Raw genomic sequence first — 13,821 nt, forward strand, 5'->3', positions numbered from 1 at the left:
TATCCAGGGGGAAAAGGAATTACAAAAAGTCTTGAGGGAGGCAACCAGGCATGCGTGATTTCCGGCTTCGTTATACCCTGCGTTTCATTCTGGCAGCGTGTTTTTTTCTGGCTACATTCGCCGTTCAGGCAGCGCCCAATTTGTTGGTGAGCACATCCCCGGAGCGGACTGCTCCTCTTGCGCTCAGCGGTGCCCAACTCAATGATCTGGTGTACATTTTTGTGGCGCCGGAAACCGGGATAAAGCAAGTTGATTTTTACCTGGATAATCCGCCTCCAGCCTCGCCACGAGTGACGGAGAGGCTGAAGCCGTTTGACTTCAACAGGACAGCGGCCGATCTCACGGCAATCCCGTTCGATACCAACTCCATTCCCGACGGTCAACACAGTGTTTATGCGCGTGCCACGTACACCGATGGCACCAGCGAATTACTGTCAGCAACTTTTACAGTCAACAACTCTGCGCCAGCATTCTCCTTCAGCCAAACGAATCTGGATTTTGCACTGGAGGCGGGCAGCGGTTCTAAAACATTACAGGTGGGTCTGTCTTCATCAACATCGGGTGGTGAGACGTTCTTTATCTCCGATAATGCCAGCTGGCTGACAGTGCAACCCACCACCGGCACTGTACCCGAAACCCTCACCATCACCGCAAACCCGGACGGATTGAGCGCCGGCCAATATACAGCGACGGTAGAGGCTACCGGTACCGGCATTGCTACAGCTTACCTGACGGTTGACCTGACAGTGGTACAACCCTCAAACAGTGCTTATTCATTGATGATCAGCACCTCGCCTAACCGCTCCGGTGCTACCGGGCTTAATGGCTCTACGGTTGCCGGGGATATCTATGTCTTCGTGCCCCAGCAAAGTGGCATGTCTCAGGTCAGGTTCTACATCGATAACCCTCAGAAATCAGGTACCCCCAACCAGACTGAAAATATGCCTCCCTATGACATGGCGGGCACAGCACCGGACGACACAGCCTATCCTTATGACACCTCGATACTGATTGAAGGTAGCCATACCGTCACTGCGGTCGTGAGGGAAAGCGACGGTAGCCTTCACGAGGTGACTGAGTTCTTCACTGTCGCCAACGACATGGCGGCGCTTTCCTTCAGTAACGCCAGCCTTTCCGGATCCCGGCACGTCGATAATCCGGACCCCATTACGACAGGTGTCAGCCTGACCGCGAGCGATAACTCCTCCGCCAGCTTCTCAATTTCATCGAGCGCTGGCTGGTTGTCTGCCACCGGCAATTCGGCCACGACTCCGGCAACGATAACTGTTACTGCGGATCCAGCCGGGCTCGCCGCAGGCACCTACAGCGGAAAACTCACAGCCAGTGCCTCAGGGTACACGGCAGGAGAGCTCACCTATACGTTGACTGTTACCTCGGGCTCTCAGGGCATTCTGGCCAACCCTACCTCGCTGGTATTCAACGGTCAGCCTGACTCTCCAATCTCCAGCCAGACCCTGAGCGTTAGTCACAGCGCCAATGAGAGTCAGGGTTTTACTGTGAGTACCAATATGCCCTGGCTCTCTGTGTCTCCCACCAGCGGGACCACGCCCGAGAATCTCAGTGTACAGGTCGACAGCTCAGGCCTTACCACCGGTAGCTTCGACGCCACGATCACACTTACACCGAGCAGTGGATCAGCGATCAATGTTCCGGTAACCATGATCCTGTCCAGTAATGATAAGTGCGCACCGGTACCATGCAGCGACGTGCGCATTGATCTGCCCTATCAACTCACCTTCACCGAAGGTCAGGGTTACTACCCTGATTCCAATGGCTGGGGAACAGGGTTTACATGGCTCGATGAACCGGCCAGTGGGTCCGGGTATATACCGGCCAACCTGGAAATGAGCTTTTTCGAAGGTGTTTTGAAGTACACCACTACTTCCGGCATTTCATTCAAGAATATAAACAGCCAGGACAATGCCCTCGGAGTAGGTTTCGCGGCACCGAACCAGATCACACAGATTTCCACTGAAATTCTGAACGTTCCGGCCGGGAGCGGCAATTACGAACAAGCGGGACTCTGGTTCGGAAACAATCAGGACAATTATGTGAAATTGGTAGTCATCTCTACTCCCCAGGGGCTAAAGATTCACTACCTCCTTGAACTCGCAGGAAGCATCGCGACAGAAAAGAACATCACGGTAACTGGTCTTGCTGGAGCCGACGTCACACTCTCGATGATTGTGAATCCCTACAACCGGACTGTGGATCTGACCTACAAGGTCGAAGGTGGAACCACCAAGCAGGCAGGAACCGTGTCTCCCCCGGATGAATTCTTCAGCTTCGATGCCGCAGGAATAGATCCGGAGATTGGTACCCGCAGCTTTACTGGTATTTTTGCAACTCACCGTAACGGTTCGAGCCCGATAACCTACCTGTTCGATGAGTTCACTATGGAAGCGGGGGGAGGCCCCCTCTCGCCCGAATCCGCAGTGGAATTCCTGCGTAAGGATTACAATATCGACTACCCGACCTCCATGGTATGGGGACCCGATGACCGACTCTATGTAACAGAACTGTTCGGCACCATCCGCGCCCTCACTTTTGATGCCGATATGAATGTAGTGGACGATCAGGTCATCGAATCCCTGATTAACAGCGTAGGACCGCGCCTCACCCTGGGTATCACCGTGTCGCCGAATGCAACAGCCGGGAACATGGATCTCTGGGTAGCTCACTCAAGCCCGTCCATTGATAATGGTGAAGTTAACTCCGGCATGGTCACCCGCCTCAGCGGCACAAACTTTGCGAATGTGGAACACCGAATCACCGGCCTTCCCCGCGCAATCGCCAACCATTCCATCAACTCCATTCATTTTGGCGACGACAACCGTTTGTACATTGCTGTCGGGGGCAACACAGGTGCAGGCGCGCCGAACAGCTCGGCATCCGAGTTCGGAGACCGGGCAGAGCAGCCACTCAGTGCAGCTATCGTCGTAGCCGATGTATTCGCCGCATCGTTTGATGGCACTTGTGCGAATACCACGAACATGTACGGCCCGCCTCCCTGTGACGTGGTGCCTTATGCCACTGGTTTGAGAAACAGCTACGACTTTGTATTCCACTCCAACGGCAAGATGTACGCCACAGACAACGGCCTTGGTGTTACCGGTACCTATCCGCCAAAACCCGAACCAGTCTGTACCGGGCTCGCAAATACCGCCAGTTATCTGAACGGCGGACATAACCCCGGCGCACAACCAGACCTGTTACTGCTGATTCAGGAAGGCAAGTATTACGGTCACCCCAACCCGTACCGTGACGAGTGCGTGTTCAAGGATGGCAGCTACCAGAATGTCGCTCCGCTGCCCAATTATGAACCAGCTCTCTTCGATCTGGGGGAACACAAATCTTCCAACGCTATTATCGAGTACAGCGGCGCTCAAGGTTGTGTTGGCGACTACCTGAACGGACAACTGTTGATAACCAACTATTCCATTGGTGATGACATTTTCCGTGTGCGTCTTAATGAAACCGGCGATGGCGTCATCGAAGGGGAGCCTCTGGTGACCGGTTTCAATGATCCGTTGCCAATGACCAGTAGCCCCGACGGCACCATTTTCGTAGGCCAGTTCGGTGGCGGCAAGCTAACATCGCTCAGCCCTGTAAGCCTGGGATGCTGGCTTACCCTGGCGCCCAGCCCGATCAGCATACTTGACGCCAGTGGCGCTTCTATCAACGAGAGGATGTACATGGTCGGTGGTAAAAATGCCAGCGGTCACCTGACCACGCTCTTCATCTATGACGCGAACTCGGATAGCTGGAGCCAGGGCGCCAACCTGCCTGGTCCGGGGGTTGAAAATCCGGCTGTCGTCGCACTTAACGGCCGGATCTATGTGTTTGGCGGCTCAACCGCGCCCTTCTCCGGAGCGGTCGGCAATGCGGCCGTCTATAACCCGGCGAGCAACAGTTGGCAGACCCTGCCGCCGATGCCGACCGCCCGCGGGGGCGCAACCGCCCAGGCTGTAAACGGGCTGATTTATGTAGTAGGCGGCATGGACAACAGCGGTGTATCCCTGGCCACAGTTGAAGTCTTCAACCCGGGCACAGGGACCTGGCAGAGTGCAGCGGGCCTGCAAACCCGCCGCGACAATCCCGGCTCAGCCGTGCTGAATGGGGAGCTGTATGTATTCGGTGGAAGGGTGCGTAATTCTGATGGTTCCGCCCCGGAGCCAGCACTCTCTTCTGTCGAGAAGTACAGCGCCTCCACCAACACCTGGCAGTACATGACTCCAATGCCCACAGGCAGGCGGGCCATGAGTGTTGGAACAGCTACCGGCAAAGTTCAGGTCATGGGCGGCGAGGCTAATCCCAATAGTATTTCCGGAGTCTTCGAGCAAAACGAAGAGTACGATCCTGCCACCAATAGTTGGCGCAGCCTGACCAAAGTGCCTACACCCAAACATGGCGCTGCGACAGCAACCATTGACAATAAGGTTCATATTGTCGGTGGAGGCGTACAGACCGGTAACTCCTACACCAGCAGCCACGAGGTCTTGCAGTTCTGATTGTTCAGTTCCAGGCCATCAAACAGAGGGGCTGACCACGGTCAGCCCCTCTTCTTTGAAAACAGCGGACTGGCTTGTAAGCTATACTCACCGCAAGGACCACTTTCACACGGATAGTACACAATGCGCGCCAAGCGGTTCGTAGCCAGTTCCCTCGCCCGGACACTGGAAACGGTTGTTGCCATCATCACCGGCCTGATCATGATGCCGTTGATGATCCGTATCCTGGGCGAAAACCTTTACGGCATCTGGATTGTAATCGGGAGCATAGTCGGGTCCCTTTATCTTTTCGATATCGGGATGTCTTCAAGTGTTACCCGTTACATCGCCTATGCGCTGTCACAAAAAGACCGGCGGCGCGCAAGCCAGGTGATGTCTACCGCTTTTGCCATCTATTCTGCCCTGTCTTTAATTATTATTCTTACGTCCGTCGTCATCGCACTTGGTGCAACGTTTTTCGTCGAGTCTCCTGAAAACACACGGCTGGTGCAGATTCTGATCCTGATTGTCGGGCTGAATGTCGCCGTCGAATTTCCTTTCAAGAGCTACGCGGGCATTGCTGGTTATCATCTCAGGCAGGATCTTCTCTCCTACTCCCGAATTGCGTTCAAGGTAATCAGCACCCTAGTCATTGTCTGGTTGCTGTTTGAGGGATATCAGCTGATTGCCATTGCACTTGTGCAGCTGGCCTCGTCCTTCTTTTCCAATCTGGTATTTCGCTTCATCGCCCATTATCTGGAACCCGAGGTACGTCTCCAGCCTCGGCTCATTGATAAGGCTACCGTTAAAGAAATCTTCAGTTTCAGTGCCTGGGCTTTTATTGTGGACCTGTCACGGCTGCTGAAAGAACGAGGGGATGTCTGGATGGTCGCGGCGTTTACCACACCTGCCTTGCTGACTGTCTATTATGTGGGAGTCCGGCTGGTGGAATATTCCAACCAGCTACTGTACAAGGCGTTCGGATTTACATTACCACTGTATACCGAAGCGGTTGCGCGAGAGGACGACGCTGAACTGGCTCGCAAGGTCCGAATGTTTTTGCGCCTTAACGCAATGGTAGCTGGCGGGTTACTTATCGGAGCCTACCTGTTTGGAAACGACCTGATTCGCCTGTGGATGGGAAGCGACTTCCAAAGCGCCGAAGCGTATCTTGTTCTGGTTGTACTGCTCTCAGCCAAACTGCTTGTATTTATTACCGCTCCATACAGTAATGTGTTGTTTGCCATCGCCAAACACCAGTATCAGGCCTATGTTTCGGCTACTGAGGCGGTTTCTTCCCTCATCCTTATTCCAGTACTGATTCATCTGATGGAGAAGCCTCTTCTTGCGGCTTCCATAGCCATCGCCTTACCCTTCCTGGTGACTCGACCGTTCATCATTCCCCTCCTTGTCTCGCGTCACAGCAGCGTCCCCGTGACCTTGCTGTACCAAACTGTTCTTCCTTTAGTCGCAAAGATTACTGTATTTGGACTGTTGTGGTATTTCGGCATCAGCTTTGCTGCCGGAGACCCGGGGTTGATGGAATTCCTTCTGTTCGCCGGAACCTTTGGCTGCAGTTATGCGATCTTTGCATACCTGCTCTTGCTGGATCACGAGGAACGCAATCTGCTCTTGTCCGGCATTGGACTAAGAAAACAGACTCAGCCCTGATTACCGGAGACGCTTCGGACGATCTTTCTCCCGGTAATAGGCGAAAATCCCCTGGAACATACCCAATTCGATGGCATTCAGGTAATAGCGGTGGCTATCACCCAAGAATCTCCAAAGCTGTGTCTTAGTAAACAGGGTCAAAAGCTTCCGAAAAAGAAACCGTGGTACACCAAACCAGTGTTTGTAACCATCGAACTCCCGGTATAGGGCGGCCTTCCCTTTTCCCTGCCGATAGGCACGCCCCCTGAGCCAATCGATGGAAAGCTGGTTTGGTCTGATCTGATGATGAACCAGGGCGGAGGGTATGTACGCACTTCTGAAACCAGCCTCCGAAGCACGGAGCAAGAATTCCGTTTCGCTACCCATTGTGTAATTTGTACTTTGGGAGGGTCCGATCGACGGATCGAACGAATACCCGGCCTCAAACACCCTTTTCCTGACCGCCATGTTGGGCCCCCAGATTCTTCCAGGCCGAATCTCTCCCTCGGGCAAATCCCAGTCTGCAATCACATACGCTGAACGCGTAAAACCATTGTCCAGATCAATCCCCTCCTCCGGCTCCATACCTTCCGGAAACACGGGAAGAATGCGCCCTCCAAACAGATCAAACTCCGGAAGCCTTTTCGCCCCGGACCAGAGATTTAACAACCAGTCGGGATCGGCTATAACGTCGTCGTCCGTGAATACAACCAGTTGCCCTTCAACTTCAGGCATCGCCCGAAGTAGCGCATTGTTCTTGCCGGCAGTGACCTCTTCCAGGTAATTGACAGGAAGGGATTCAGAAAACCCGGACACCAGTTTCAACGTCTCAGGCCGGCAAGCGTTGTCCACAACAAAAACTTGCCAAGCCAGGCCATCGGTTTTAAGGCTCTGAAAGCTCAATAAGGTCTTGGCAAGAATCTCATCCCGGTTGTACGTGGCCAACACCACAGAAATGTCCACTAAACTCGCCTCAACTGTCAAAAATCGATTAGTACTTCTATCTTCCACGCTGACTGGCCCGCGCCTTCACCAATTTATAGACTCGCGGCGGGAGCAATGACTTCAAAACACCACGCAAGGCAGCGCCACTCGGTTTGGAAACAAATGACCGGGCAAACGCACCCAAGGCCTCATAGGGCCTGGCTTCATTGTGAAATAAAATATAGCCAATCTTCAGAAGACTCCGTGCCCGCCACGCTTTCGCTAAAGACCTTATTCGCGAAGATTTCGAGCTGCGCAAAACCTTCTCCGCGACAACAACCCTTTCCCTGAATTGCTGCAACTCTCGTTGCTTGGAAACACTCCCCGGGGTATCGCGGTAAAGATAGAATGGTTTATCGCGGTAAAGAATGGGTCCTAACTGCGCCAGACGAATCCACATATCCCGATCATCCAGATTCCTCAATGACTCATCAAACGGACCCGCAGCCTCTAGCGCCGAACGACGGGCAATCACGCTCGATGTGCCAACGAAGTTAGTTTGGAGGAGTGTAGCGAGGGCATCTTCACTGGAAAGTTGCCAGGTATTTGGCGCTGCTGGTTCTGTTAATAAGGCCTGGAACGTCTCGTACCGATCTATATTCCTTTCGATGCGAATGCCGAGGTCCTGGTCGGCAACGTGGAAATTGCTGCAAATCATTACCGCTTCAGGATTGCGCGACAAAGCAAGAAGCACTGCCTCTATCTCTTCCGAAATGACCAGGTCATCGGCATCGAGAAACAGTATGTATTCGCCCGAGGAAACTGCTACGCCTCTGTTCCTTGGCGATGCAGGCCCCCCGGAGTTTCTCTGCCGAATTAGAGACACCCTGTCATCCCTAATAAAAGGCTCAATTACAACCGACAACTCATCGGTGGAGCCATCGTCGACCACGATGACCTCCAGCTCTACTCCCTTGACATCAAGGACCGCATTGAGCGTTGAGCCAATCGACTCGGAGGCGTTATATGCAGGAACAACAACTGAGAGTTCCATTCTGCGTCCTTTCGTAAATGTCTCTGCGCCTGTTTGTCACATCCCTACACGGTGTTTCAGCGACCTTATTACCGCCACACCACGCCGACCTAACAACGATTTAAGATAGAGCGAAAGAAACCGGGGCTGCAGGTTATGGTTGAGCGCTTGCACCAAGGCTTCACGTGACGCCCGCATATCACCCCTCGCAAACAATTCATACGCCATCGAGTGATAGTTCAGTGCTATCTGATGACGAATATCCTTTGCAAAAGTTTTGCTCACGGGATCTCGGAGTTGCTTTTCGAGTACTCTGATCCTTGCATCAGCCCGCTTCAGCGCTCCTCCGCGCGAAATGCTATTTTCCCGGATCCTATAGAGGTGGTATTCCTTGTCCAGATAAACGATCGGATACCTTCTGGTGATCCGGAACCACATATCTTTGTCATCACCGTTTTTTAGTGACTCGTCGAAGCCTCCCATTTTCGAAAATACACTCGATCTAATGGCAACTCCTGAGGTTCCAATAAAGTTCTGACGGGCCAGATGGGAGCAGGCAGTATGAGCATCAATGAGAGCGACATCGGGCTCACCACCTGAACGAATCTTGTCGATCAGCTCATAACCCTCAAGGAAATCCATGTCTAGAATCTCGCCGTTCTCATCGACGCAACCGAAATTGGTGAAGATCAGAGCTGACTGGGGGAACCTTTCAAATGCTGCTACGGTCGAAGCTACCTTCCCGGGTAACATCAGATCATCCGAGTCAAAGAAAAATAAATACTCGCCTCGAGCATGCAGTGCTCCCACATTTCTTGGAGAAGCCGGACCACCACTAGCGTCCTGGTAAAAATACCTGAAACGTTCGTCAGCCAAGAATGGACAGACCTTTTCTTTAGTCCCGTCCGAAGAGCCATCATCCACAATAACAACCTCATCATGAGGTCCCAACTCTCTCAATATGGATTCCAAAGTTTGGATTAGAAATTCCCTACAGTTGTGGGAAGGGATAATGATACTCGCTCTCACTTAATGAAATTCCTCAATATTTCCATAGAGACCGGACCATAAGGGCAACGAGCCATAAAATACATAAGCAAAACTCTATGGTCATTCTAGTGATTTCGACTAAACTCTACGTAGTTCATCAGAAACTTAGTTCCTAGCATAGCACTAGGTTAACGTTCTATAAATATTTGATTATTTCACCCAACAGTCAGCAGACGAACGAAGAAAGCCGTCATGCAAATACGCCATTTAGAACCCCAAGCAAGGTTCAGAACTAGCTTCGCCCCTCATCCAGTATCAAATAGGGTTTCCGAAAGCAAACTTCTAGTTTTCGCCACATGCACATATATCATCGCATGGTATTTGCAAGTTGGCTTACGCGTTCCGATCCTTGGTGCTATTAGATTCGAGTTTGTTCTTGGCTCTATACTCAGTTTTTGTGCGATTATCAAACTAATCCGAGAGCCATTTTCCACGCCCCTTGCAAAACCCGTAATGATATTTATATTTGTATTATCTTTTTATACCATCTTTTCGTATGACCGTAGTCAGTCGTGGGAAATATTTATAGAAAGAGTAATAAAGTTTTCTATGCTCGCTGCTTTTCTTGCAGCCTTCGTCCGAACCGAATGGGCCCTTAAGATGGTTGTTGGTGCGTTTTTGCTTGCGATGTTGAAGCTAGGGCAAGAAGGCTTTGTGGGATGGTATTCAGGAGGAATGATATGGCAAAACCAGGGAATACCGAGGTTGCACGGTGTCACTCCTTTATATAGACATCCCAATTCTTACAGCGGAATGGCAGTGGGTTGTCTACCCTTCATATTTTATCTTTTCCCGATCGCAAAAAAATGGCAAAAATTATTGCTAATTCTGCTATTTTTTTTCTGCGCCATAATAATAATTTATACAGGATCAAGAACAGGGTACGTTGCCACTGCATTGCTTGGACTCTATTTTTGGCGAGAAAAGCTAGAACAAGGAAAAATTAAATACGTAGCAGTAGGAGTTGCTATTATTTTAATAATTTATATCTTACTACCTGAAGCGTACATAGGAAGAATGATTTCAATATTTACTATGGAAGAGGCCGAAGGATCATCCTCGGAAGCCAGACTACAAATTATAAAAGATTCTTTTTCGGTGTTCGTTTCTCATCCTTGGGGCATTGGAGTCGCTGCGTTTCCTTCGGTCAGAATGGAAATGTTTAATCGGTTTCAGGACACTCACAACCTATACCTTGAAATCCTCACAAACCTTAGCCTACCTGGCTTAATCGCTTTTTTCTTTCTGATTTATAAGATAATTAAAACCAATGGAAATATAATAATCAACACTGACAACAAGTTTATAAAAGCCTTATCCAGAGCCATTATAGCATTCATATATGCACGATTATTTTTAGGGATGTTTGGCATGGACACATATGAAATATATTGGTGGTTTGCTGTTGGATTGACCATTGCTAACTTCAGAGTGTTCCAGAATTCAAAAAACAAAAGACAATATAACAAAAACCACTCAATCAAAGAACCGTTATTACGCTTTGGTATCGGGAATAATAAATAAAAGACCGATACCCGTGCTAATATTGTATTTAGAATTTTCAGGTAAGCTTGGACTGGATTGAAACCAGCTCTTTTTAATAGTCGGTTATCATCTACGAGGGAACCACAATGATCATGAAATTGAAGCACTTAAGCGTTTTTTTGGTTGCCTCAGTTCCATTAACGGTAGCTGCAGCCCCTGAAATTACGGCGCTAGAGGTATCTTCAAGCGACGCGTCAGAAGTACGTGTTTTTGGATCCGGTTTCGGCTCCCCATCATTCGGCATAATTCTCCGGGACTCCGCGGACTCAAACACGCTAATTTCTAACCTCGGCTCGGAATCGGAACTTCCCCAGAGTGAGGTATGGACAAGCAAAGGCTCGCTGTGGGCAGACCCATTGACGCTGTATACCGGGTCAGATCTGCAGCGCGGAGAGGATAGAAATGTTTACAGAGGTATCAGAAAGGCATATTTGGGCTGGCCGAAGCCTTTAACTGACCGAACTAATAGAACTCTTTTTGTGTCGTGGTGGTTTATGCCACTTAGCGATCCAAACGCTGAAGGTGGATCTAGTAAATTTCTTCGTGTCTGGGATCACCCAGACGGGGAGCATACTAGAATGGCGTGGGATCAACTACACGTTGTATATTGGAGAAAAGATGTTGATAGCGCTGGTTTTATCCAGTGGGGCAGTTGGCAAGGAAAAGTTGGTGCCTGGAACAAAATGGATGCATGGTTTGACGCAAACTCAAATGAAATGATTATTCATGTCAATGGAAAGAAGGTAATTGACGTTAATGATTTTAAAAAATCATCAGTATCTCCGGGATTAAATGTCGATGTAATTGGTTTCGATCCCAGTGTTGGTGATAATTACGCCAATATGGTCTTCGGAGTTGATGACATATACATTTCCGAAAGTCAGGCTCGTGTTGAAATTTCCAATTCAGAAATATGGAAAGAAGGAATTGTATCCGAAATAGCCACACCTACATCCTGGACTGACAGTGAATTGTCCTTCAAGCTGGACCCTAAAGTAGTTTCTTCTGGCTCACCAATGTATGTCTATGTTTTTGACCCCGAAGGAAACGTAAACACAGCAGGGATTGCATTATCTTCTAAAGCACCGTCTAAAATAGAAGACATTGAGGTTAGATAATCTTTCAGTTTAGATTTAAAATTTTACCAGCTAGAAAACGTTATGTTTTGGAAAAAAATAAATAATAATGCTGGATTGTGTGACGCTTACTAATGGTAGCTGTAATATTTTTTTGTCGCAGTTTAACTCTTCATTGCGAGGTATGTTAATCCATACAAGTTCTTCTTGAAGACATCGATATTTTTTCCAACGGGATATCTATTTATACACCAATTATCCTCTAACGGAATCCTGCTAGGATATGCAGATACTCCATATTGATACCCAACCTCTTCTAATAATCTCTTCACATTTTCATCGAAGTCATAAACTGTTCCGTTCGGGTAACAAAATATATTAATTAGTTTTCCTGTCTCAAGTTCAAGCTTCTTCTTTGAATTCTGCAGCTCCATGACCAACTGATTGTTGCTTAACTTGGTTAAAATTGGATGGCTGATAGAATGGCTACCAACATCTAGTCCTTGGGTTACCATTTTTTTTATCTGCGTCCACGAGGCCGCTTCATAGCCTTCCGGAGCTTTCTGAGGTAAGGGCACTTCAAGCCGTCGCGACATTTCGTCAATTATTTTGATTTTTTTTTCATTGGACACAGTCAGGCAATAGTTTGCGACCACATTCCAAACCTCAGTGCGACTAGACATCAGGTCAAAGGTTTCAGAAATTGCCGAAAGTTTAAGCTCTGGTACGCTGGTATGCGTGATCAAATACCGGATTTGGTCAGGCCAGAGCCAGATATCTCCATTCACAAACCCAGTAGTAACGAACAAGGTCGCTGGCACTTTGGCTGCCGCCAAGATTGGGAAAGCTTTATCGGCAAAATCCGCGTATCCATCATCAAAAGTAACAACTACTGCATTTTCCGGAATCGTACTCCGTTCTTTCCTAGTTAATAACTCACTGAGCGTCATTGGCTCAAATTCTTCTCTTATAAGATCGACATGCTGTTGAAACAGTTCAATGGGAATGCCCTCATTATCTGGGAGATCCGTAATTCGATGGTACATAAGAATCTTAGGGTGATGCCGAGAGAGGAACTTAGTAAACTTAAGCCCACCAAAACGTTGAGCCAGTCGATACGTAGCCTGTTTGAGAAAAGTCATTTAAACCCTCCTCAAAATTAGTTTGATTAAAGAGCGCCATGCTGGCCAATAAGAAACATCCCTCCGCAGACCTTCGATAATGTCTTTTAACGGCTCTATAAACGTTTTCTCTGCATTGGCAATTGCCATTGCTCGACTGACATACATGTCGGCCCAAGCCCGCGATACAAATGTCGGGGGAACAACATCCGGATTAGACTCGAGAAATTTACCGAGAATTTGGACGGCATTATCATACCGGCCGCGATAGTTTCTGGACATTTGTCCCGACCAGAGCCTATAGATATACGTTTCCTCAGGTATGTATTGGAACTGCCATTTCAGGGAATAACGCAGCCAAAGATCCCAGTCAATTCCCATCGGTAGAGTTTCATCAAAGGCACCATCTTGTTCAACGCATGCTCGCCGAAAGACGGCTGTACCAAAAGGGATGAAGTTTTTGATTGCAAGCTCATTGGTAACCCAGCCGCTATACCTTGTGTAAGGCCGGGATTTACTAACTTCCACCCCGCACTCATCAATGTAGGAAACCTCACTGTAGACGATTCCAACACCTGGGTCTTCAAATAAGGGCATCTGAAGTCGTAATTTCTCCGGGTGCCACAAGTCATCGGCATCACAAAATGCAACAAACTCTCCGCTTGATTCCCCTAATCCTAGGTTTTTTGCTTTTGGCTGACCTTGATTTTTGGTTCTAACAAACCGAAACCTGGGATCATCCTTAAACCGCGAGATGCAATCAGGGGTATTATCTTCCGAACCATCATCCACCACGATCACCTCGAGGTTCTTCCAGTGCTGGTTCAACACCGACTCCACTGCATCCGGCAGATATTGCCCCATGTTATAGGTGGCGATCACAACGCTCACCAGAGGTTCATCTTTCATCG

General features: G+C 49.2%; 9 protein-coding genes. 4 read left to right on the forward strand and 5 right to left on the reverse strand.

The window, feature by feature from the left end:
• The first annotated feature begins 50 nt into the window (after nucleotides 1-50).
• Together ACQUTG_RS08120 and ACQUTG_RS08125 are read left to right on the forward strand one after the other, a co-directional pair.
• Nucleotides 51-4,532 (forward strand): Kelch repeat-containing protein, encoded by a 4,482-nt coding sequence (locus ACQUTG_RS08120; RefSeq protein WP_428918916.1) that lies wholly within the window; start codon nucleotides 51-53, stop codon nucleotides 4,530-4,532.
• A gap of 123 nt (nucleotides 4,533-4,655) precedes the next feature.
• On the forward strand, nucleotides 4,656-6,182 hold the full coding sequence (locus ACQUTG_RS08125; RefSeq protein ID WP_428918917.1) for a lipopolysaccharide biosynthesis protein: 1,527 nt from the start codon (nucleotides 4,656-4,658) through the stop codon (nucleotides 6,180-6,182).
• On the opposite strand, the gene ACQUTG_RS08130 is transcribed toward ACQUTG_RS08125, so the two are convergent.
• The 3 genes from ACQUTG_RS08130 to ACQUTG_RS08140 are packed head-to-tail and all read right to left on the reverse strand — an operon-like array spanning nucleotide 6,183 to nucleotide 9,147.
• Nucleotides 6,183-7,124, reverse strand: a complete 942-nt coding sequence (locus ACQUTG_RS08130) for a glycosyltransferase (RefSeq protein ID WP_428918918.1) — start codon at nucleotides 7,122-7,124, stop codon at nucleotides 6,183-6,185.
• 37 nt (nucleotides 7,125-7,161) lie between these two features.
• Entirely contained in the window at nucleotides 7,162-8,139 is a 978-nt protein-coding gene (locus tag ACQUTG_RS08135) for a glycosyltransferase family 2 protein (protein WP_428918919.1), read from the reverse strand.
• A 36-nt stretch (nucleotides 8,140-8,175) separates the two neighbouring features.
• The gene (locus ACQUTG_RS08140) at nucleotides 8,176-9,147 is read right to left on the reverse strand and encodes a glycosyltransferase family 2 protein (protein WP_428918920.1); all 972 of its coding nucleotides are present in this window, start codon (nucleotides 9,145-9,147) and stop codon (nucleotides 8,176-8,178) included.
• Between the two features lie 213 nt (nucleotides 9,148-9,360).
• Between ACQUTG_RS08140 and ACQUTG_RS08145 the strand changes: the two genes are divergently transcribed.
• Together ACQUTG_RS08145 and ACQUTG_RS08150 are read left to right on the forward strand one after the other, a co-directional pair.
• Nucleotides 9,361-10,692, forward strand: a complete 1,332-nt coding sequence (locus ACQUTG_RS08145) for an O-antigen ligase family protein (protein WP_428918921.1) — start codon at nucleotides 9,361-9,363, stop codon at nucleotides 10,690-10,692.
• 113 nt (nucleotides 10,693-10,805) lie between these two features.
• Nucleotides 10,806-11,831, forward strand: coding sequence for a hypothetical protein (locus ACQUTG_RS08150; RefSeq protein WP_428918922.1), 1,026 nt, complete (start codon nucleotides 10,806-10,808; stop codon nucleotides 11,829-11,831).
• Between the two features lie 122 nt (nucleotides 11,832-11,953).
• Here the strand turns inward: ACQUTG_RS08150 and ACQUTG_RS08155 are convergent, their stop codons facing one another.
• Together ACQUTG_RS08155 and ACQUTG_RS08160 are read right to left on the reverse strand one after the other, a co-directional pair.
• Nucleotides 11,954-12,931 carry a polysaccharide deacetylase family protein gene (locus tag ACQUTG_RS08155; protein WP_428918923.1) on the reverse strand — a complete coding sequence of 326 codons (978 nt, stop codon included), beginning with the start codon at nucleotides 12,929-12,931 and terminating at the stop codon, nucleotides 11,954-11,956.
• Nucleotides 12,932-13,819, reverse strand: a complete 888-nt coding sequence (locus tag ACQUTG_RS08160) for a glycosyltransferase family 2 protein (RefSeq protein ID WP_428918924.1) — start codon at nucleotides 13,817-13,819, stop codon at nucleotides 12,932-12,934.
• Nucleotides 13,820-13,821 lie beyond the last annotated feature (2 nt).

Origin of the sequence: Marinobacter sp. DUT-1, from assembly GCF_050379415.1 — a bacterium.
GTDB lineage: Bacteria > Pseudomonadota > Gammaproteobacteria > Pseudomonadales > Oleiphilaceae > Marinobacter.

Coding starts and splice junctions, on each gene's coding strand:
- ACQUTG_RS08120 (WP_428918916.1), top strand. CDS start 51: ATGCGTGATTTCCGGCTTCGTTATACCCTGCGTTTCATTCTGGCAGCG.
- ACQUTG_RS08125 (WP_428918917.1), top strand. CDS start 4,656: ATGCGCGCCAAGCGGTTCGTAGCCAGTTCCCTCGCCCGGACACTGGAA.
- ACQUTG_RS08135 (WP_428918919.1), bottom strand. CDS start 8,139: ATGGAACTCTCAGTTGTTGTTCCTGCATATAACGCCTCCGAGTCGATT.
- ACQUTG_RS08145 (WP_428918921.1), top strand. CDS start 9,361: ATGCAAATACGCCATTTAGAACCCCAAGCAAGGTTCAGAACTAGCTTC.
- ACQUTG_RS08150 (WP_428918922.1), top strand. CDS start 10,806: ATGAAATTGAAGCACTTAAGCGTTTTTTTGGTTGCCTCAGTTCCATTA.
- ACQUTG_RS08155 (WP_428918923.1), bottom strand. CDS start 12,931: ATGACTTTTCTCAAACAGGCTACGTATCGACTGGCTCAACGTTTTGGT.
- ACQUTG_RS08160 (WP_428918924.1), bottom strand. CDS start 13,819: ATGAAAGATGAACCTCTGGTGAGCGTTGTGATCGCCACCTATAACATG.